This is a genomic window from Saccharospirillum sp. (genome assembly GCF_039982735.1).
GTDB lineage: Bacteria > Pseudomonadota > Gammaproteobacteria > Pseudomonadales > Natronospirillaceae > Saccharospirillum.
The window spans coordinates 32,539-53,703 of the sequence record NZ_JBDWXV010000022.1 but is presented as its reverse complement, the minus strand read 5'-3'; the positions used below and the strand labels follow the sequence as shown (position 1 = coordinate 53,703).

Sequence of the window (21,165 nt, the reverse complement as noted above, 5' to 3'; positions counted from 1 at the left end):
TCGTTAAAATCGGGACTGTCGGGGCAGCAGCCGGGACAGGCACGTCGACCGATCACTGACCGTTATAACCGGCCGATATCATTTACAAACGCCAATACCATCAACCCGACAATCAGCATCAGGCCAATTTGAGACCCTATCACCTGCAAACGCTCCGATAAGGGCTTGCCGCGCATCCACTCGACCGCATACATCACAATATGCCCACCATCCAAAATCGGGATAGGTAGTAAATTGACCACCCCAAGACTGATGCTGATGAACGCCAGAAAGCGAATAAAGCTTTCGGCGCCGCCCTGAACCGAATCACCGGCCATCTGCGCCATGGAAATGGGGCCACCAATCTGCTCTACCGACACCAGGCCCGTCACCATCTTGCCGAGCATTGCAAAGCTGAGCCCGACCATTTCAGCGGTATCCTGCAGGCCAAGCCAGATGCCGGTCCAGGGCCATTCGCGCTGGACGATAATCTGTTCTTCCGGCCAGGGAGTGGGCGCAGCGATAGCGCCAATGTAGCCCTGGCTTTGGCCTTCAACGTCACGCTCAGCTGGCGTGACGGTCAGTGTTTGCCGGGCCTGATCACGCTCCAGCACGACGGACAGCGGCCGGCCGCCATTGGGCTGAATAATAGCGACCCAGTCCACCCAATTTTCAATCATTTGACCATTGACCGAAATAATCCGGTCCCCTGCTTGCAAACCCGCAGCCTCCGCCGCTCCGCCCGGAACCACCTGGCCAATCAATGCCTGCGTTTCAGGGCGGCTCGGATACAGCCCCAGGCTGGCCATGGGGTTGGGTTCGCTGTCGCGGGCCATCCACTGATTAATCGGCACCGCCAGCTCTTGCAGTTGCCCGTCCCGGCGCACGGTCAGCTCAATGATGCCAGTGTCGCCAACACGCCGAGCCAGCGCGAGGTTGATATCGGTCCAGTCGTCAACGTTTCGGCCGTCAACCTGCTCAATAACATCACCACGTTGGACACCGGCTTCTGCCGCGGGAGTTTGCGCTGGCGGCGTATCAGCCCAGGGGGCCAGCCCCTGGACACCAATGCTGTACAACAGTGCAAAGGCAAGAATGGCAAACAGAAAGTTGGCGATTGGCCCGGCCGATGCGACCGCAATGCGCTGGGCTGGCGTTTTACGGGTAAAAGCCTGGTCGAGTTCGGCCTCATCCACCGGACCTTCCCGTTCATCAAGCATTTTCACGTAGCCGCCCAGCGGAATCCAGGCGATAACAAATTCGGTGCCATGGCGGTCGTACCAGCGGTACAACGGCTGACCAAACCCCACTGAAAAGCGCAATACCCGAATGCCATTGCGACGGGCCACCCAGAAATGGCCGTATTCATGCACGGTCACCAGAATACCCAGAGCCACCAGAATACCGAGAATATTGGTCAGAATCGCCATCATGTTCGTGCCTCTATCGCGGCCTTCGCCAGTGTTCTGGCGCGCGCGTCAATACCCAGCAATTGCTCAACTGACTCAGCGGGTTCGTGTGCCAGCTGGTTGAGCACCTGTTCATTAATGTGGGCAATTTGGGGAAATGACAGGCGCCGTTGCAAGAAGGCTTCAACGCTGATCTCATTGGCGGCATTCAACACCGCCGGGCACGTTCCGCCGACGGCGATGGCCTCTTCAGCCAGGCGCAGGCAGGGAAACCGGGCCCGGTCGGGCTGATCAAAACTAAGCCCCAGCTGGGCAGTAAACTCGAGGGCGGCACTGCCGCTGTCAATGCGATCCGGATAGGCCAGCCCGAACGCTATGGGGGTACGCATGTCAGGCGATCCCAGTTGTGCGATCACCGAGCCGTCGATGTAACGTACCATGGAGTGAATGACGCTCTGTGGGTGTACCACGACCTCAACATCAGCCGGCTGCAAGTCGAACAACCAGCAAGCCTCTATCAGTTCCAGTCCCTTGTTCATCAGAGTGGCAGAATCGACCGAAATTTTCTGGCCCATGGACCAGTTTGGATGAGCCACCGCCTGTTCGGGCGTTACCTGTTCCAGCTGCCCGGCGGTAAAGTTCAAAAAGGGGCCGCCGGAGGCCGTCAGCAATACGGATGAAACACCCTGGCGCCGGTGCTCACCGGGCATGCACTGGAAAATGGCATTGTGTTCGCTGTCGATCGGCAGCAATTCGGCACCAGACCGCTTCACTGCCGACATCAGCAGGTCGCCAGCCACCACCAGGCTCTCTTTATTGGCCAGCAGCAATCGCTTGCCAGCCCGAGCTGCCGCCAGTGACGACAACAAACCGGCGGAACCGACAATGGCCGCCATCACCACCTGAACATCCGGATGTTCAGCCATGGCTTCCAGCGCGGCAGTACCGACCAGTATTTCAGTACGGGTATCAGTCAGGCGCGCCATCAGCGCTTGCCGGCCACTACTATCAGCCACTACGGCGTAACGTGGCCGATGCTGTTCAATTTGTCGCGCCAGTAGCTCGATGTTGCGATGACCGGACAGCGCAAAGACCCCAAAACGATCCGGGTGGCGGGCGATAACATCCAGGGTATTGCAGCCAATGGACCCGGTGGATCCGAGCACGGTCACCCATTGACGGGGCGCAGGATTGGGTTCTGAGACACCGCTTGAGATGGTCATGGCTAGAGGATCACCGCCAGCAAGAGCACGCAAAACATCGGTGTGGCAGCACAAAGACTGTCGATCCGGTCCAGAATTCCACCATGCCCCGGCAACAGGCCAGAGCTGTCTTTAATGCCCCGGTAGCGCTTGAGCAGGCTTTCGAACAGATCACCCAAAACGGATATTGCCACCACCAGCGCGCTGATGACCAGCAAGAGCAGCCATTGCACCGGTGTCAGGCTGGGCAGAAAAATAAGCGCCATTGCGGCAGACAGTACAACCGAGGTGGCCATGCCGCCGTAGACACCGGCCCAGGTTTTACCCGGACTTACCGAGGGCGCCAGCTTGCGATTGCCGAATGCCTTGCCGGCAAAAAAAGCACCGATGTCTGCGCCCCAGACCAGCAGCATCAGCCAGGTCAGCACCAGATTGGCGTTCGGCTGACCTTTCAGCACATTCAACCCAAGCCAGAGCGGCAGCAACACCGGCAGCGCCATCAACAGGCGTACCCAGCGGTGCTGAATCCAGTTCTGGCTGGCCGGGTAGCGCACCACCATGACCAGTGCAAACAGCCACCACAGCAGAGACCATAAAGTCAGCTGCAGCCAGGTCAGGGCGGTTCGGGTCTGCAGCCACCACAGCAAGCCGAGCGCTGCCGCCGTCAATGCCGCCATGCCCAGACGGGTGGTCACCCGCTGAAAACCGGCCAGATTGGCCCATTCCCAGGCCCCCAAAACAACAATGGCGCCAATGAAGGCGGCAAATCCGGTCTCCGGCAGCCAGTAAATGCAGGCCAGCATCAGCGGGGCCAGTACCAGCGCAGTCAACACGCGTGTGATCAGCATAATCAGGAAGTCACTCTTTGTTCCAGTTGCTCGTCAGTTCGGCCAAAACGGCGCACCCGGCCGGCAAAACTGGCGAAGGCTCGCTGCAACGATTCTTTATTGAAGTCCGGCCAGAACTCATCGGTGAAATAGAATTCGGTATAGGCGAACTGCCAAAGCAGGAAGTTCGAGATGCGCTGCTCACCCGCCGTGCGAATGCACAGATCGGGAGGTGGCAAATCACCCAGGGCGACCCGGGCCTGCATGGCCGCTTCGGTCACGTCATCTGGCGTCAGCCTGCCACAGGCCACATCGCGGGCCAGACTTCTGGCGGCCTGGGTAATGTCCCAGTGCCCGCCGTAGTTGGCGGCAATCACCAGCGTCATGCCGGTATTGTTGACGGTCAGTGCCTCCGAGCGGGCAATGGCCGCTTGAATGGCCGCGCTGAAGCCGGTCTTGTCGCCAATGATGCGTAATTTCAAATTATTCTCGTGCAGTTTCTTTACTTCACGGTTCAACGCCATCAGGAACAGCTCCATCAGGGCGTTTACCTCGTCTCGGGGGCGGCGCCAGTTCTCAGAGCTAAAGGCGTACAGGGTCAACACTTCAACACCCGCTCTGGCACTGTGCTCAACAACGGTTCTCACCGCCTTGGCTCCGGCTTTATGCCCTGAAATACCGCCCAGCAATCGCTTTTTTGCCCAGCGATTGTTTCCATCCATGATAATGGCCACATGGCGAGGAACAGAACTGTCTCCTGCTGAGTGTGCTGTGGTCATAATTGTCCTTTACTGAATCAGGGCAGCGTCTGCGAATGTCGATTCGCGAGCAACCACCCTGAGCCTGGCTGTTCATTTCAGCGGCGACGGCACTCTTTTTTGTTTGTGCTACGCCGTCCCTACAAAAAACAAAGGCAACATGGGGTTCCCATGCTGCCTGAGTCAAGGTCCCGTAACGGTTTTAAACCGTCATCAGTTCCTTTTCCTTGCTGGCCAGATGCGCCTCGACCTGAGCGGTCGCGGCATCCGTCAGCTTCTGGATGTCATCTTCGGCGCCGCGGCCTTCATCTTCGGACAGCTCTTTCTCTTTAACCAATTCCTTGATGGTGGCGTTGGCATCGCGGCGACCGCTGCGGATCGACACGCGTGCTTTCTCGGCTTCAGAGCGGGCTACCTTGATCATGTCCTTGCGTGACTCTTCTGTCAGCGCGGGCATGACCACACGAATCTTATCGCCGGACGTCGCCGGGTTCAGCCCCAGGTCGGCCTTCATGATGCCACGTTCGATTTCCGGCACCAGATTTTTCTCCCAGGGCACAATCGCCAGGGTACGACCATCTTCAACGTTGATGTTCGCCACCTGCTTCAGTTGGGTGGGCGTACCGTAGTAGTTGACCATGACGCTGTCGAGAATGGCAGGGTTGGCCCGGCCGGTGCGAATTTTGTTGAAGCCGTCGTCCAGCGCGCCAATCGCCCGGCGGTTGTGCGCTTCAACCTCTTTCTTTATGTCTTCGATCATGCAGTTATATCCTCTACCATCAGCGTTCCTTCATTACCGCCTACCATCAGCGATATCAACGCTCCCGGTTTGTTCATATTAAAGACCCGGACCGGCATTTTATGGTCCCGCACCAGACAAACAGCGGTCAAATCCATCACACCCAGCTGTTTCTCCAGTGCCTCGTCATACGTCAGACGGTCATATTTTACCGCATCCGGATTGGTTCGGGGATCATCATTATACACGCCGTCGACATTCGTTGCCTTGAGTACCAGATCTGCTTCGATTTCGATACCGCGCAGACAGGCCGCCGAATCGGTGGTGAAGAAGGGGTTGCCCGTGCCAGCGGCAAAAATAACGACATCCCCCTGGGTCAGATAACGAATGGCGCTGCGCCGGTCGTAGTGCTCTACAATCCCTGACATGGGAATGGCCGACATCACCCGGCTGCGAATATTGGAGCGCTCCAGCGCATCCCGCATGGCCAGCGCGTTCATTACCGTAGCCAGCATGCCCATATGGTCGCCGGTTACCCGGTCCAGCCCGGCTTCATTCAGGGCCTTGCCGCGAAACAGATTGCCGCCGCCGATCACCAGCCCGACCTGCACCCCTATCCCCACCAGCTGACCGATCTCCAATGCCATGCGGTCCAGCACTTTGGGGTCAATCCCGAAGCCCTGTTCGCCGGAAAGCGCTTCGCCACTGAGTTTGAGTAGAATGCGCTTATGGCGCGGGTGGGGGTCTTTCGTGGGCATGGTCATCTCCTAAACTGGGTCGCTGGTATCGGCTACCGGGGGACGTTAACTCCGCGCCGCTACTGTGCGACGCGAACGTCGCCGGTGCAAGCGGGATTCGCGTAAACAGGCTCGACGTGGAAACCCTGGGGCTACGCGCTGTCGGCGCTGGCTCGCCGTGCAGACAAAAAAAAGGGCAGTCAGACTGCCCTTTGTTCAAACTTTCGATCAGTTGCCTTTGGCAGCAGCAGCGACTTCAGCAGCGAAGTCGACTTCTTCGCGCTCAATGCCCTCGCCCACTTCCAGACGCAGGAAGCTGAGAATTTCGGCATCCGCGTTCTTCGCCAGGGTTCCGACCTTGGTGTCCGGATCCTTAACAAAAGGCTGTTCCAGCAAAGAAATTTCAGCAACAAACTTTTTCAGGCGGCCCTGAACCATCTTCTCGATGATTTCGGCTGGCTTGCCGGAGTTCTCGGCCTGGGCGGAAACCACTTCTTTCTCGCGGTCCAGCACTTCCTGAGGTACCTGGTCGGCCGATACGAACTGCGGATTGATCGCAGCAATGTGCATGGCAACATCACGACCCAGCTCTTCATTGCCACCGTTCATTTCAACAGCTACGCCAATGCGGCCACCGTGAACATAGGTTGCCACTGTTTTGCCTTCGCCACCGAGCAGCACGACACGGCGCACAGAGATGTTCTCACCGATTTTCTGCACCAGGGCTTCACGTGCAGACTCCAGTTCACCGGCCATCAGGGCGGCAACATCGCTTTGCTGATCAGCAAAGGCTTTATCGGCTACGGTATTGGCAAACTCGAGGAAGTTGTCGTCACGGGCAACAAAGTCCGTTTCACTGTTTACTTCCAGCAGCATGGCGCGGCTGTTGTCAGCGGACTGACGAGTAACGATGATGCCTTCGGCAGCCGTTCGGCCAGCTTTCTTGGCCGCCTTAAGACCGGATTCCTTGCGCATGGTGTCGATGGCTGCTTCGATATCGCCATTCGATTCAACCAGAGCCTTTTTGCACTCCATCATGCCAAGACCGGTACGCTCACGCAGTTCTTTTACCAGGGCTGCTGTGATGTTAGCCATAGTGTATTCCTCACTCATTAAATGGATTCGGTTCACTCGCCGGGCGCCTGCGGCATCCGACAGTCCCTACAATTCGTTTCACGGCCAGTGACAGGTGCATCGCAAGCGGGCGTCTGTATAGCAAAAAGGGGCCGAGGCCCCTTTTTCACTTGCCTGAGCCGTGCGCCGATTACTCGGCCGGGGTGTCTACAACCGCGTCAGCGACTTCAACAAATTCGTCAGCCTGGGTGGCGTTGGCCGCCTTGGCTTCCAGAACAGCGTTAGCGACTGAGCTGGCGTAGATTTCAATGGCGCGAATGGCGTCATCGTTACCCGGGATTACAATGTCCACACCGTCGGGGTTGGAGTTACTGTCCACAACGCCGATTACCGGAATGCCCAGCTTGTTGGCTTCCAGGATGGCAATACGCTCGTGGTCTACGTCGATCACGAACAGGGCATCGGGCAGGCCGCCCATGTCCTTGATACCACCGATGGTCCGCTCCAGCTTCTCGATTTCGCGCTCACGCATGAGGCGCTCTTTCTTGGTCAGCTTGTCGAAGGTGCCGTCTTTGCTTTCGGCATCCAGATCACGCAGACGCTTGATCGACTGGCGGATGGTCTTGTAGTTGGTCAGCATGCCACCCAACCAGCGGTGCGCCACATACGGCATGCCAGCACGGGTTGCTTCTTCACGAATGATGTTGCTGGCAGAACGCTTGGTACCAACGAACAACACTTTGTTCTTGGCCGCTGCCAACTCACCGATCTGCACCAGCGCCTTGTTCAGGGCCGGAACGGTATGTTCAAGGTTAATGATGTGAATCTTGTTACGGGCACCAAAGATGTATTTACCCATCTTCGGGTTCCAGTAACGGGTCTGGTGACCAAAGTGAACACCTGCTTTGAGCAGGTCACGCATAGAAACAGTAGCCATAATATCCTCACTGGTTCGGGTTAAGCCTCCACACACCCCATGATTCAACCCCTGACCAAACCTGACCAAAGGCACCCGAAATCATGTGCCGGTGCATGTGAGAGTTAATAGACACCGCCCGGATCTTTGTCGATTCAGGCGGCATTCCTTTGAACAGTCCGTCCAAAGCGGCGCGCTTTATACCATAAACGAAGGCTGATTCAAAGTTTTTTGACACCATCCCGGGGCACCCCAGCCCCGTCAAAAGCACCTCTCAGGGCAAGCCCCGGGCGGGTTTGCAGCAGCGGTGCTGCAAGTCGCAGCCAAAAGCTTTAGAATGATGCGCCATTATTCATGTTCGCCTGGGAAACTCATGTCTGTAACCATCAAGACCGCCGAAGAAATCGAAAAAATGCGCGTGGCGGGCCGGCTCGCCGCTGAAGTACTGGAAATGATTGGCGAGTATGTTCAGCCGGGTGTCAGCACCGGGGAACTGGACCGCATCTGCCATAATCACATTGTCGAGGTTCAGGGGGGCATTCCGGCGCCACTCAACTACGGCAACCCGCCCTTTCCCAAGTCGATCTGCACCTCAGTCAATCACGTTATCTGTCACGGCATACCCAGCGATGACAAGATTCTGAAAAAAGGCGACATCGTCAATATCGACGTGACCGTCATTAAAGACGGCTACCATGGCGACACCAGCAAGATGTACTTCGTCGGTGAGCCGCAACCACACCTGGAGCGTTTGGTCCGCATCACCCAGGAATGCCTGTACAAAGGCATCGAACTGGTGCGACCCGGCACTCGCCTGGGCGACATCGGCCATGTGATTCAGCAACATGCGGAAGCCAACTATTACTCGATTGTTCGTGAGTACTGCGGTCATGGTATTGGCGCTGTCTTTCACGAAGAACCACAGGTGCTGCACTACGGACGCCCCGGCACTGGCATGGAATTAAAGGAAGGCATGACCTTTACAATTGAACCCATGGTCAATGCTGGCAAACCGCAATCGAAACTGCTCGGTGACCAGTGGACTGTGGTGACCCGAGACCGCAAAGCCTCGGCCCAGTGGGAGCACACCCTGCTGGTAACCGCCACTGGCGTTGAAGTACTGACCCGCCGCCAGGAAGAGTCCTTTTAAACCGGAACAGTACCCAGAACCCTCAAGCGGACCCTTTTGTTAACGCACCGTGATGTCGTCTCTTTAGGATGAGTGCATGAATCTGAATGATTATGCCGATGCTGACCTGATTGATGCGGACAGCCTGACGCAGGTAACGACCCAAGCCCCGCCGATGCAGGCGTTGCGCCAGGCCCTGGATCACCTCTATCAGACGCTGGATCGCCGCTTCCTGCAAGGCGAGCCCATACGTACTCTGGTGTTCGGTCGCACCTGGGCCATGGATCAGATTCTGACAGCCGCCTGGCACCATTTCGACTGGCTTAACGAACAGAGCATCGCCCTGATTGCTGTCGGTGGTTACGGGCGCGGAGAGTTGCTGCCCAAATCCGACATTGACCTGCTCTTGCTGTTCGATACCGAAGCCGACATCGACGCCAATGTTGACTCAATACAGGCGTTTCTGACCCTGATGTGGGATCTGAAACTCGATATTGGTCACAGTGTCCGTACGCTGGAGGCCTGCCAGGAAGAAGCCCGGGGCGACGTCACCATCACCACAAATCTGATGGAAAGCCGCACCCTGAGCGGCAATCCGACGCTGCGCCAACGCGTTTCCGGGCTGATCAGCCAGGCCCACATCTGGCCCAGTGACGACTTCTACAAAGCCAAGCTGAACGAACAGACCCACCGCCACCAGAAATACAACGAGACCGAATATAACCTGGAGCCAAATGTCAAAGCCGGCCCGGGCGGGCTCCGCGACATTCAGACCATCGCCTGGGTAGCAAAACGGCATTTCGGCGATACCGATCTGGCCGAACTGGTCGAGCGTGGCTTTCTGACCGATGCCGAATACCAGGCCCTGATCGACGGACAGGACTACCTCTGGCGCATCCGCTATGCCCTGCACCATTTCAGCGGGCGCGAAGAAGACCGCCTGTTGTTTGATCTGCAGGAAAAAGTCGCCGAGCAGTTCGGCTACCAGGATCGCGAAGGCCAGTTGGCGGTCGAACACCTGATGCAGGATTATTTCCGCCAGGTATTCAAGCTGCGTGCCCTGAACATCATGTTGCTGCAACTGTTCGACGAAGCCATTCTGCACCAGAACGAAGACGACCAGCTGATTCCAATCAACTCCCGGTTTCAGGTCCGTAACGGCTATATAGAGACGCTGAACGACACGGTGTTCATCCGCACGCCATCAGCTTTGCTGGAAATCTTTGTGCTCTGTGCACAGCGCCCGGATACCAAGGGCATTCGCGCCTCAACCATTCGTCAGATCTTCGCCAACCGGCATCGCATCAACGGCAAGTTCCGCCAGGATCTGCGCAACATCACCTTCTTCATGGAGCTGCTGCGCAGCCCGGCCGGGGTCTCCACCAACCTTATGCGGATGAACCAGTACGGCATACTGGGGCGTTATTTGCCCGAGTTCGGGCTGATAGTCGGGCAGATGCAGTACGACCTTTTCCATGTCTTCACCGTCGACGCCCATACCCTGCTGACCATTCGCAACCTGCGCCGTTTTCGCCACGCCAACAACACCGTTGAATTCCCCATCGCCACCAAGGTGATTCACCAGCTACCCAAAGTGGAACTGGCCTACATCGCCGCGCTTTATCACGACATTGGCAAGGGCCGCGGCACCGATCATTCAGTCGAAGGCGCCGAAGAAGTCCGCCGTTTCGCGCTGCGCCACCGCATGACGGCTTGGGAGAGCGACCTGGTAGTCTGGCTGGTGCGCAACCACCTGCTGATGTCTATCACCGCCCAGCGGCTCGACATTTCCGACCCCGAAGTGATTAACCACTTCACCCAGCAGGTCGGCGACATCCACCGGCTCAACTACCTGTACGTATTAACCGTTGCCGACATCTACGCCACCAACCCCAACCTCTGGAACAGCTGGCGCGCTTCCCTGTTGAAAAAACTCTACCATGAAGCCTTGGCCGCCCTGCGACGCGGGCTGGAAAACCCCATAGACAAGGAAGAACGCATTCGCGATGTTCAGTCGGCCGCCATGACCATGCTGCGCGACGATGGCTTTACCGAGGCCGAGATCCTGCAGCTCTGGGACAACCCGGGGGATGACTATTTTCTGCGCGAAAGCCCGGAGAACATCGCCTGGCACACGCGCGCCATCGCTAACCATGGTCTTAATGTGCCGCTGGTGCTGATTCGCGAAACCGACGAACACAGCTTCGCCGGCGCCACCCAGATATTCATCTATGCACCAGACCGGCCTCACCTGTTTGCCGACATCGCCGCCTGCCTCGACAGCTGTGAACTGGACATTCAGGACGCCCGCATCATGACGTCCTCCGCCTCGGATTTCAGTCTCGATACCTTTATCGTGCTCGATGAAGAGGGCCACAGCATCGGCAACAACCCGGCTCGCCTGCGCGATGTACAGCACCGCCTGCTGCTCGCCATTCAGGACCCGGAGGACACCGCAACGCCGAACCGGCGACTGTCGCGCCGCCTTAAACATTTCAGCATTGCGCCCATCATTACCGTCAGCAACGACCCGGCCAACCACCGCACCGTGGTCGAGGTGATCACCTCGGACCGCCCCGGTCTGCTGGCCGACATAGGCCGGGCCTTCAAACGCCTTGATCTGCGCATGCAAAGCGCCCGCATCTCAACGCTGGGCGAACGGGTGGAAGACGTTTTCTTTGTGGTCGACAACCAGAATGAACCACTGCACGACTCCCACCGCGTGGCTGAATTGCAGAAACAACTGACCGAGACCATCGACCAGGGACAACACCCATGAATCCGTTAATGGCACGGCTGATGCCGTACCCCTTCGAGAAACTCAAACAGCTGACAGCCAACATCACACCGGCCAGTCTGCCCGAGGTCGCCTGGTCCATCGGCGAGCCCAAACACACTGCGCCGGAGTTTCTAAGCTCTGTGTTGAACCAGAACCTGGGGGGCTTTTCCCAATACCCGGCCACCAACGGATTGCCAGCATTGCGTGAAACCATCAGCCAATGGTGCCAGCGCCGCTTCCAATTGCCCGATGGCAGTCTAACCGCCGACAAAAACGTACTGCCGGTCACCGGCACTCGCGAAGCGCTGTTTTCGGTGGTGCAGGCCCTGTTCGATGCCAGCTCCGCCAAACGCGACGTTTGGATGCCAAACCCCTTTTACCAGATCTACGAAGGCGCTACCTACCTGGCCGGTGGAGAACCGCGCTACCTGCCGTGCCTGGCCGAAACCGACTACCTGCCCGACTTCAGCGGCCTGACCGACGCCGACTGGGACAACTGCCAGATGCTGTTTCTGTGCACCCCGGGGAACCCCTCTGGCCAGCCCTTACCTCTCACGCAGTTGCAACACCTGATCCGCAAGGCCATCGACCATGATGTTCTGCTGATCAGCGATGAATGCTATAGCGAACTGTACCGGGATGAAGCAAACCCGCCGCCCGGGCTGTTACAGGCTGCAGCGGCCATGGGTCACACCGACTATCGCAACTGCCTGGTCTTTCACAGCCTGAGCAAGCGTAGCAACCTGCCCGGCTTGCGCAGCGGTTTCGTGGCTGGCGATGCCCGCCTGATCGCCGAATTTCTGCGCTACCGAACCTATCACGGCTGCGCCATGCCACTGCCGCACCAGCAGGTTTCCATCGCTGCCTGGCAGGATGAAAGCCACGTTGCTGCCAATCGCGCGCTGTACAACCAGAAGTACCAGGCGCTGCACGACATCCTGTCCGATAAGATGCCGGTGCGCATTCCCGAGGCCAGCTTCTACCTCTGGCCCAACCTGGAGCGCGACGACACTCAGGTTGCCTGTGACTGGCTGGAACAAGCCAACATCCGGGTCTTGCCGGGTCAGTACCTGTGCCGGACCATCGACGGCGTAACCCCGGGGTATGGGCACGTTCGCATTGCTCTGGTCGCCGAACTGGATGCCTGTATCGACGCCGCCGAACGCCTGCGCCGCCTGCTCTGACTCGCAGACCACACCCTTGCACGAGAGGAAACCGAACCGCCATGATCCGCATTTACGGCATTCGCAACTGCGACACCATCAAGAAGACACTGGCCTGGTTTGCAGACCAGCGGCTAGAGATTGAGTTCATCGACTACAAGAAAACCCCGCCGGACGAAGCGCTGCTGCGCACCTGGCTAACTCAGCTCGACTGGGAACAACTGGTCAACAAACGCGGGACGACCTGGCGCAAACTGCCGGAGGAACAGCGCGACACCCTGACCGAGGCCGGTGCCATCGAACAGATGATCGCCAACCCGTCGTTGATAAAACGGCCACTGGTTGATTATCAGGGCTCTGTGAGTGTGGGTTTTGATGAAGCGCACTTCACACGCCTGGTCGCTCAGGCTCGCTGACACCTATAAAACGCTAAAACGACATTGAGAGGAAAACCCATGAGCTATTTTGCAGTGGCGATCGGCACCGCCACCCGAAACAAAGACGGCAAGATCATCGAAGCCTGGTACCCCCAACCGATTCTGGCCCCGTCTGACGACCTGATCACCACGCTCAGCCAGGTCGCCAAGCTCAACGGCGGCAATGAAGCGCTGGTGGTCGAGAGCGCCCTGATGAGCCCCCTGGCTGATGGCTTCGACAAAGCCGGCTACCGCGAAAGCGCCCAGTTCTGCCGCGCTGCAGAAAGCAGCCGCCAGACTATCGTACTGACCGTACTGGAATCTGATGCCGCACCGGTGTCTGTCGCCGAAGGCTACCTGAAGCTGCACCTGCTGTCGCACCGCCTGATCAAACCCCACGGCTGTTCACTGGACGGTTTGTTCGGCCTGTTGCACAACATCGCATGGACTAACGAAGGCCCGATCGACTTGCCAGAACTCGCCGACCGGCAAATGGAAGCCCGGCTTTCAGGCCGTACCCTGGATGTGCAGTGCGTCGACAAGTTCCCGAAAATGACCAACTACGTCGTGCCCAAAGGCATTCGCATTGCCGATACCAGCCGGGTCCGGTTAGGCGCGCACATAGGTGAAGGTACCACCGTTATGCACGAAGGCTTTGTGAACTTCAATGCCGGTACCGAAGCGGTATCCATGGTCGAAGGGCGCATTACCGCTGGTGTCATGGTTGGGGACGGCTCTGACGTCGGGGGCGGGTCATCGATCATGGGCACCCTGTCAGGTGGCGGTAAAGTCGTCATTTCATTGGGCAAGAACTGCCTGCTCGGCGCGAACTCCGGCATTGGCATCCCGCTGGGTGATCGCTGCACCGTCGAAGCTGGCTTGTATGTCACCGCTGGCACCAAGGTGGCCATGCTCGACAACAAGAAACAGCTGGTCAAAACGGTTAAAGCGCGGGAACTGGCGGGTCAGTCTGATTTGCTGTTCTGGCGTAATGCCGAAACCGGGCGGGTGGAATGTCTGTCGAACAAAACGGCGATTGAGTTGAACAGCGAATTACACAGCAATAATTGAGAGAGAATTCTTGAGATTCGCAACCAAGTGATGAGTACCAGCTGCCGGGTGTGCCTATCCGGCAGGTGGTACGGACTCGAGGCAGAAAGGCATACCCCAAGAGTTAACTAGTCGCAGACAAACAGTCTGACCTGATGCTCGGTGAGCAGATCCTGGAAGACTTTTGGGGGTGGGCTGTCGGTGTAAAAGGCATCGGCCTGGGCAATGCTGCCCAGACGAACCATGGCCTGGCGACCAAACTTGCTGTGGTCGGCTGCCAGTAACACCTGGCGGCTATGCTCGATAATGGTCTGGGCAACGCGGACTTCCCGGTAATCGTAATCCAGCAGGGAACCGTCGTCGTCGATGCCACTGATGCCGATGATGCCGTAGTCGAGTTTGAACTGGCGAATGAAATCCAGTGTCGACTCACCGACGATGCCGCCGTCGCGGGCACGCACCTCACCGCTGGCCACAATGACCCGAAAATCTTCCTTACCGCTCATCAGCGTCGCCACGTGCAGATTGTTGGTCACAATTTGCAGACCCTTATGGTGCATAAGGGCATGGGCGATGGTCTCAGTTGTCGTACCAATGTTGATGAACAGGCTGGCATGGTCCGGAATCTGGTCTGCCAGTGTGCGTGCGATGCGGTCCTTGGCAGACTGATTCAGAATCTGCCGGTCGAAATACGGCAGGTTCTCCGTGGAATTAACCGGGCTGGCTCCGCCATGAAACCGTACGATGAACCCGCTGTCCTCCAGTAACGTCAGATCCCGGCGGATCGTCTGAGGCGTTACGCCAAAGTCCTCGACCAGATCGTCGATGGTCGCATGACCCTCTTTCTCAACACGCCGCACTATAGCGGATTGTCTTGGATTCAGCGGTTTGTCCAGTCGGGCATCACGTAGTGTCATGCGAGCTTATTGCACCCCCCCGGGCATACGGTCTTCCAGCGCATCCACCCGCTCGCTGACAGCGACCAGCCGGCGATTGGCTTCCAGCCTGCCCGCGTCGATAGAGCGCAGAACCTCATTGAGTTCATCGACTTCATCTTGCAGTAACTGCTGGTTCATGGTCGCCGTGCCCTGCTCGACCAGCAGGTTTTCCTGTGTCAGCGTCAGCGACAGCAATCGCTCTTCCAGACTGGCCGGGTTCAGGTTCTCCAGGCTCGACTGCAACTCGCCAAAGGCTTCAGATGTCTGGTTCAGTTCAGTTTGCAACGCAGCCAGCGACTCCGACTGGGAACCATTGGCCGCCGCCTGCTCCTCTAGCCGGGTGGATAGCGCTGTGAGCGCCTGTTCACGCGCCTCAATCTGAGTTTGTACGCTGGACTGCAGTTGCGCAATATTCTGCTGATTGGTTTCAATCCACTCCCGGTTGCGCTCATTGGCGACCGCCCAGAGTTTGCGAATTTCGCTCATCTGCATATCGGTTTCAGCCTTGATGGCCCGAAACTGATTGTTAATGGCCGTTTCATTCATCACCACCGATTCATCGGTCTCGGTCATTGAACGCTGCACCGATACGATGCGGTCGTCCGCCAGTTGCAGCCGCTCATCAAACATCGCCAGCGTCTGTTGCTGGCTGTAGGCCATTAGCCCAAGACCCGCGCTGATGGCAAACAACACCAGAACCAGCACCCACAGCAGTGTTGGCGTATTGCCGCTACCACTGCGCGCTGACGGCTCTGAACGCCCCGCAGACGCCGTGTTGCGTGGTGTGGACGAGGCGGTCGTCGACTGACGACCGCGGATCTGATCACGGTCTGGTACCATTTTGGGCAGGTCACTGCCCGGTTTGGAGTCCGACATTGAAACAACCTGTGTATTAAATAAGTAGGGTCATTATAGGGACAGCCCCCCGATGAACAAGAGAGGCTCGGTAATTGTGCCCAATCACATTAAAATAGCCGCCCGGTCGCACTTGAAACCGGCCCCAACCGACCAGATAGTACAGTCACGAATGACAACGTGCTAATACACCCATCGAAAAGACAGAGGGAGAACACCATGGCTTTTGAACTGCCAGAACTGCCGTACGCCATCAACGCACTTGAACCCCATATTTCCCAGGAAACCCTGGAATACCACCACGGCAAGCATCACAACACCTATGTGACCAAGCTGAATGGCCTGATTCCGGGCACCGAGTTTGAAGGCAAGAGCCTGGAAGACATCATCAAGTCCTCCTCCGGCGGCGTGTTCAACAACTCCGCTCAAATCTGGAACCACACCTTCTACTGGCACAGCCTGAGCCCGAATGGCGGTGGTGCTCCTACTGGCGCCCTGGGTGAAGCCATCAATGCCAAATGGGGTTCATTCGAAGCCTTCCAGAAGGAATTTGACGAAAAAGCCGTCAACAACTTCGGTTCAAGCTGGACCTGGCTGGTCAAGAACAGCGATGGCTCACTGGAAATCGTTAACACCAGCAACGCCGGCACCCCCATCACCGAAGGCCAGACGCCGATCATCACCGTCGACCTGTGGGAACACGCCTACTACATCGACTACCGTAACCTGCGCCCCAAATACCTGGAAGCGTTCTGGAAACTGGCAAACTGGGACTTCGCAGCAGAAAACTTCGCCAAATAAGGCGACGTTCAGCGAACCGTCCTCCCCGGCCCGCCTTGCGGGTACGGGCCCTGAAAGGTGGCTTCGGCCACCTTTTTTGATATCAGGGCTTGCCCAGACAGCCATCAATCCGGTCAATAATCACCAGTAACTGCTGAGTCGATCGCTTCTCAAACTTCAGCGCCTCTTCCGCATAAGGCCTTACCTGCGCTCCCGTAGGCAGCGGCAAATCAGCCTCAATCAACGCACGCAAGCGCTGCAAATAAATCCACTGTAGCCATTCCGGCAAGGTTAGCGTATCCACCGCAAACGGCTGGGCACTTGCCAGCGCCTCGGGCGACGGCGGTACATCACTCCAGAAACCCTGCTCTCTCAGCTCCGTTTCCAGTTCGTCCAACAGCGTCGACAATTCAGACAAAAACCTTCCTCCCGTTCCGCGAAACTCTGGCGGATTAATAAAAAACGCGCAGTGTAGACGCCTGATCAGGTGAAGCAAAGCATCACTAAAACCTGAGCAGCATTTAGTAACAAAAGGGCAACAATCCGAGTGCTGGCCACCGGGTATGCCTCGCCGGGAAGTCTGAGGCATGGACTAAAACGCCTGGAGCGTTTTAGAACGAGCGAAGCGAGCCCAAAGGGTGAATCCCATGGAAGGGATTCATATCCCGAAGCCTTGGCCCCATGGACGGGTTCACGCCGAGCGATGTGTCGCACCACCCGTAGAGGCATACCCGGTGGTCAGCACGAACTCAAGGCAGAAAAGCCCACCAAATGGTTCAACCTCCGGGATTAATAAGAAGACTCATATCCGGTACACTGCGCCACCCATGACCAATACCAGAGCCGCTGCATGAGCACCTCAAATACCCAGACCACACCCGGACTTGTTGATTTTCTCGAGCGTAGCGGCGCCCGTTACCGGGCCTTTGATCTGGGCAGTCAGCTACGCAACCTCAGCAAGGACCAGTTTGCCCGGTTCGACCAGGGGCAGCCCTACCCCTACCCGCATCTGAGTCATGCCTGGCTGATACTGCTGCTGTGGAACCCCGAGCAGCGCGAGCAACACAGCATCTGGTTTATGAAACTGCCACTGGACGAACAAGGTGGGATGCCCGCCGCCGTCATGACGGATGTTCTTGACCGGCTGTACCGCTCGCTCGCTACGGCTGACCCCAAAGAGCGCCAGCGCCTGCTGACCGACCACCCCTATCAGTTTACGCCTCCGGACAACAAAATGGCCGCACTGCACGCCCGTGCCAGCCGCATTCTGGGCGCGCCACCCAGTGCCTTTTACACCGATGCCCAACGACTGCTGACAATGGAGGGCGCGTCGGAAGACTGGGCCAATATTGGCCTGCAAGGCCTGTTCGACGTGCTGGAGCGGAGAAGCCCCGCCGATGAGCAAGCACTCACCCGCCAATTGCCCGAGATACCCGACTTCGCACGCCACCAGGTGCTGAACGCCCTCGAACACCACAAACCGGGCGTCGCCCTGACTGAACGCATTATCGAACTGGGACACGAGCATCAGGACGTCGCCACACGTGTCGCGTCGCTGCGCGCCCTGTCTCAAAGCCCTGCCACAGGCCTGGTAGACGCCTTCGTCAGCGACTCGCTGAACCACTTTAGCGACGAACTGGATGTGGTACTGGCCGTGCTCAGCCGGCACCCCGGCCTGCTGGCCAATACCGACCTGGCGCTGGTGGCACTGGACCGACTGGCCGAACTGGCCGATACAGACGGGTTTAACCGGGTCGTTCAGGGGCTCGCCTTGCAGCCCGGCTTGTCGGGCCTGATTTTACAGGCATTGCGCCACCCGCATCGCTCTGACGCGCTGGCAAGTGCCATCGGCCAGCTGATCAATAGCACCCGGACGGTACAATGAGCGACGCTTCCAACAAAACAACCTCCGTTTCAGACCCTGGCTCCACCCATTGTCATTGTGGCCAGACAGAACCCTATCTCAGCTGCTGCGGTCGTTTTCTTGAAGCCGGTGCCTACCCGCGTGATCCGGAAACGCTGATGCGCAGTCGGTTCACTGCCTACCGGCTGCAACGACTGAATTATCTGATCAGGACCTGGCATCCCGACACCTGCCCGGCGCTGACCGCTGACCACCTCGAAGGCACCGACTGGCAACGGCTTCAGGTTATCCGCAGCAAGGCGGGATTGAAGAAAGGCTGGGTGGAATTCATTGCCCACTATGTGGACGAACAAGACAAGCCTGAACACCTGCACGAGATCTCGGAATTCCGCAAAGTGAAAGGTCGCTGGGTCTACCATTCGGAACTGGAAAGCTGGCCCGGCGACTAGGCCCGGGAGTGGTTTTTCGCCGGCCACCCGGCCACAATACCCCAATGCCACATAACGATTTATCCGTCGACGGAGCCTGATATGAGCTGTTACGACCTGCCCGGACTCTTGCCTTTTGACCAGGCGCTAACGCGGATGCTGGGCCAGTTAACGCCCGTTGAAGGTGTTGAGACGCTGACGATTACCGAGGCGGTCGGTCGTGTAACTGCCCAAGCCGTGCGGGCACAAGTCAACCTGCCTGTGTTTGATAACTCAGCGATGGATGGCTACGGACTGCGACACCAGGATGCCGTAAATGGCAAACCGCTGCCGGTTCAGGGCCGGGTCCTGGCGGGCGAAACGCTGAATGAACGGTTAAAACCGGACCATTGCGTGCGCATCATGACTGGAGCCCCCTTGCCGGAAGGGTGCGATACCGTGGTAATGCAGGAAAATGCTCGGGTTACGGAACAGGGCGTGTCGTTTGATCCACTGCCGGAGCAAGGCGCCAATGTTCGTCTCAACGGCACCGACCTGCTCGCCGATGACGTCGTCTTGCCTGCGGGTCATCGACTGCGCCCCATCGATGTGGCCCTGCTAACCAGCGTTGGCCTGGCCGACGTAACTGTACGCAGACGCTTAAAAGTCGCCGTCTTTGCCAGTGGTGATGAACTGAAACCGGCCAGCACCAGGCTCGCACCAGGTCAAATATACGACTCCAACAGACCGGGCCTGCATGCCCTGCTCGTCAAACTCGGTGTCGAGGTATTGGATCTCGGCGTCATCCCCGACGACCCAGATGCCCTGCGCCAGGCCTTCAAAACCGCCAATAAATCCTGCGATTTGGTAATCAGCAGTGGGGGCGTCAGCGTGGGCGAAGCCGACTTTACCCGGGACATTCTGGACGAAGAAGGCGATATCGAATTCTGGAAGCTCGCGATCAAGCCCGGCAAACCCCTGGCCTTTGGCCACCTAAGCCAAGCCTGGTTTGTCGGCCTGCCGGGCAACCCGGTCTCCTCGCTGGTGACCTTTCACCTGATTACAGTGCCTGCCCTTCGCTGCCTGATGGGCATGCCCCACCAACCGCTCGCACAACTGAAGGCCATCACACGGGAACCCTTGCACAAAACGCCCGGGCGCATGGATTTTCAGCGAGGATACTGGGATCTGCAGGATGGCACGGTTCAGGTGCGTTGTACCGGCTCCGGCCAGGGCTCACACCAACTGAGCTCCATGACCGGGGCCAATTGTTATATTGCGCTAGAGCAGAACCGCGGGCCGGTTGAACCTGGCGAGACGGTGACACTCTGGTTGTTTGATGATGTGATGGCTTGAACCGCTTTGATTGCCAAGCTCACGTTTTGGAGTTCGCTGAGGAGACAGGCGGCGGGTGCCGGGTGTGCCCCTGTGGGGTAGTCCGCATCAGGGATGCTGCGGTCTAGGCCCGAGACGTCGGACCGCCATGGATGGATTGAGTGGGCGGCATCCCGCCCGACACCACAGGGGCACACCCGGTATCCGACGCGGACCAATGCCACCCAACCAACCCGAACTTTGAAACGTGAGTATTAAGCCTGTCGGGTAGCCACTGCCCCGGGCAGCCCTTTATAAACTGCTTGAGCCACTAGTGCTGTTAACACGACTTTGACGCTGTCACCGGGTACATAGACGGCCATCACCTGTACCGAACGCAACCACTCACTGCCCGTCACCCACTTGAACCCGACGATGCCAAAGACGTAGAGCACCAGTATCCCGCCCACGAACGCGCCAATACCGGCCGCGATTAGAATCGACTGACGCTGCAGCAGGCGGGCCACATAGCCGGCCACCAGTGCCGCCACCGGGAACCCGACGATAAATCCCGCCGTAGGGCTGGCAAAGACACCCAGTCCACCACGGCCACCCGACAGCAAAGGGGCACCCAGAGCCACAACACCCACAAACAACAACATCGACAGAAAGCCGCGCCACGGGCCGAGCATCACCCCGGCCAGCATCACGCCCAGCGTTTGTGCGGTAATGGGAATGCCGGTCACAAAAGGCACAGGCGGAATCAGGCCAAGGGCCGCGACGAGGGCGGCGTACAAGGCCATTTGCACAAGGGCTTGGTCTTTCACTG

General features: G+C 58.0%; 21 protein-coding genes. 9 read left to right on the top strand and 12 right to left on the bottom strand.

Annotated features, from left to right (window positions below):
- Nucleotides 1-62: 62 nt before the first annotated feature.
- The 8 genes from rseP to rpsB all read right to left on the bottom strand — a co-directional run bounded on the left by rseP (nt 63) and on the right by rpsB (nt 7,662).
- Nucleotides 63-1,412: an RIP metalloprotease RseP gene (rseP, locus tag ABJT94_RS18685; RefSeq protein WP_348477867.1), complete on the bottom strand. Its 1,350-nt coding sequence runs from the start codon at nt 1,410-1,412 to the stop codon at nt 63-65.
- Nucleotides 1,409-2,611, bottom strand: coding sequence for a 1-deoxy-D-xylulose-5-phosphate reductoisomerase (ispC, locus tag ABJT94_RS18680; RefSeq protein WP_348477866.1), 1,203 nt, complete (start codon nt 2,609-2,611; stop codon nt 1,409-1,411). Before ispC ends, rseP begins: the two co-directional genes overlap by 4 nt.
- 2 nt (nt 2,612-2,613) lie before the next feature.
- Nucleotides 2,614-3,438 (bottom strand): phosphatidate cytidylyltransferase, encoded by an 825-nt coding sequence (locus tag ABJT94_RS18675; protein ID WP_348477865.1) that lies wholly within the window; start codon nt 3,436-3,438, stop codon nt 2,614-2,616.
- A 2-nt stretch (nt 3,439-3,440) separates the two neighbouring features.
- Complete coding sequence (gene uppS / locus ABJT94_RS18670; protein ID WP_213678422.1) at nt 3,441-4,196, bottom strand: polyprenyl diphosphate synthase; 756 nt, start codon at nt 4,194-4,196, stop codon at nt 3,441-3,443.
- Between the two features lie 181 nt (nt 4,197-4,377).
- Nucleotides 4,378-4,935 (bottom strand): ribosome recycling factor, encoded by a 558-nt coding sequence (gene frr / locus ABJT94_RS18665; RefSeq protein WP_348477864.1) that lies wholly within the window; start codon nt 4,933-4,935, stop codon nt 4,378-4,380.
- Complete coding sequence (gene pyrH / locus ABJT94_RS18660) at nt 4,932-5,672, bottom strand: UMP kinase (protein WP_181952696.1); 741 nt, start codon at nt 5,670-5,672, stop codon at nt 4,932-4,934. Before pyrH ends, frr begins: the two co-directional genes overlap by 4 nt.
- Before the next feature lie 207 nt (nt 5,673-5,879).
- A complete protein-coding gene (gene tsf / locus ABJT94_RS18655) occupies nt 5,880-6,746 on the bottom strand; it encodes a translation elongation factor Ts (protein WP_348477863.1) in 867 nt (288 codons plus the stop codon).
- A 169-nt stretch (nt 6,747-6,915) separates the two neighbouring features.
- Nucleotides 6,916-7,662: a 30S ribosomal protein S2 gene (rpsB, locus tag ABJT94_RS18650; protein ID WP_028670173.1), complete on the bottom strand. Its 747-nt coding sequence runs from the start codon at nt 7,660-7,662 to the stop codon at nt 6,916-6,918.
- Nucleotides 7,663-8,014: 352 nt separating this feature from the next.
- Here rpsB and map point away from each other — a divergent pair, with 352 nt between their 5' ends.
- The 5 genes from map to dapD all read left to right on the top strand — a co-directional run bounded on the left by map (nt 8,015) and on the right by dapD (nt 14,199).
- Entirely contained in the window at nt 8,015-8,791 is a 777-nt protein-coding gene (gene map, locus ABJT94_RS18645) for a type I methionyl aminopeptidase (protein WP_348477862.1), read from the top strand.
- Between the two features lie 76 nt (nt 8,792-8,867).
- Nucleotides 8,868-11,549 (top strand): [protein-PII] uridylyltransferase, encoded by a 2,682-nt coding sequence (glnD, locus tag ABJT94_RS18640; RefSeq protein ID WP_348477861.1) that lies wholly within the window; start codon nt 8,868-8,870, stop codon nt 11,547-11,549.
- Nucleotides 11,546-12,733 carry a succinyldiaminopimelate transaminase gene (dapC, locus tag ABJT94_RS18635; protein WP_348477860.1) on the top strand — a complete coding sequence of 396 codons (1,188 nt, stop codon included), beginning with the start codon at nt 11,546-11,548 and terminating at the stop codon, nt 12,731-12,733. The genes glnD and dapC overlap by 4 nt, the downstream gene beginning before the upstream one ends.
- Before the next feature lie 41 nt (nt 12,734-12,774).
- A complete protein-coding gene (locus tag ABJT94_RS18630) occupies nt 12,775-13,128 on the top strand; it encodes an arsenate reductase (protein WP_348477859.1) in 354 nt (117 codons plus the stop codon).
- 39 nt (nt 13,129-13,167) lie between these two features.
- A complete protein-coding gene (gene dapD / locus ABJT94_RS18625; RefSeq protein WP_348477858.1) occupies nt 13,168-14,199 on the top strand; it encodes a 2,3,4,5-tetrahydropyridine-2,6-dicarboxylate N-succinyltransferase in 1,032 nt (343 codons plus the stop codon).
- Nucleotides 14,200-14,306: 107 nt separating this feature from the next.
- On the opposite strand, the gene ABJT94_RS18620 is transcribed toward dapD, so the two are convergent.
- Together ABJT94_RS18620 and ABJT94_RS18615 are read right to left on the bottom strand one after the other, a co-directional pair.
- Nucleotides 14,307-15,095, bottom strand: a complete 789-nt coding sequence (locus tag ABJT94_RS18620; RefSeq protein WP_348477857.1) for a DeoR/GlpR family transcriptional regulator — start codon at nt 15,093-15,095, stop codon at nt 14,307-14,309.
- A 6-nt stretch (nt 15,096-15,101) separates the two neighbouring features.
- Nucleotides 15,102-15,992 carry a hypothetical protein gene (locus tag ABJT94_RS18615; RefSeq protein ID WP_348477856.1) on the bottom strand — a complete coding sequence of 297 codons (891 nt, stop codon included), beginning with the start codon at nt 15,990-15,992 and terminating at the stop codon, nt 15,102-15,104.
- Nucleotides 15,993-16,190: 198 nt separating this feature from the next.
- Here ABJT94_RS18615 and ABJT94_RS18610 point away from each other — a divergent pair, with 198 nt between their 5' ends.
- Entirely contained in the window at nt 16,191-16,772 is a 582-nt protein-coding gene (locus ABJT94_RS18610; RefSeq protein ID WP_348477855.1) for a Fe-Mn family superoxide dismutase, read from the top strand.
- 82 nt (nt 16,773-16,854) lie between these two features.
- Here ABJT94_RS18610 and ABJT94_RS18605 read toward each other — a convergent pair whose 3' ends face one another.
- Complete coding sequence (locus ABJT94_RS18605; RefSeq protein WP_348477854.1) at nt 16,855-17,169, bottom strand: YqcC family protein; 315 nt, start codon at nt 17,167-17,169, stop codon at nt 16,855-16,857.
- Nucleotides 17,170-17,601: 432 nt separating this feature from the next.
- Between ABJT94_RS18605 and ABJT94_RS18600 the strand changes: the two genes are divergently transcribed.
- From ABJT94_RS18600 to glp, 3 genes are all read left to right on the top strand, one after another.
- Nucleotides 17,602-18,636, top strand: coding sequence for a DUF3549 family protein (locus ABJT94_RS18600; RefSeq protein WP_348477853.1), 1,035 nt, complete (start codon nt 17,602-17,604; stop codon nt 18,634-18,636).
- Nucleotides 18,633-19,064: a YchJ family metal-binding protein gene (locus ABJT94_RS18595; RefSeq protein WP_348477852.1), complete on the top strand. Its 432-nt coding sequence runs from the start codon at nt 18,633-18,635 to the stop codon at nt 19,062-19,064. Before ABJT94_RS18600 ends, ABJT94_RS18595 begins: the two co-directional genes overlap by 4 nt.
- Nucleotides 19,065-19,145: 81 nt before the next feature.
- Nucleotides 19,146-20,378, top strand: coding sequence for a gephyrin-like molybdotransferase Glp (gene glp, locus ABJT94_RS18590; RefSeq protein WP_348477851.1), 1,233 nt, complete (start codon nt 19,146-19,148; stop codon nt 20,376-20,378).
- Between the two features lie 233 nt (nt 20,379-20,611).
- Here glp and ABJT94_RS18585 read toward each other — a convergent pair whose 3' ends face one another.
- Nucleotides 20,612-21,163, bottom strand: coding sequence for a biotin transporter BioY (locus ABJT94_RS18585; protein WP_348477850.1), 552 nt, complete (start codon nt 21,161-21,163; stop codon nt 20,612-20,614).
- Nucleotides 21,164-21,165 lie beyond the last annotated feature (2 nt).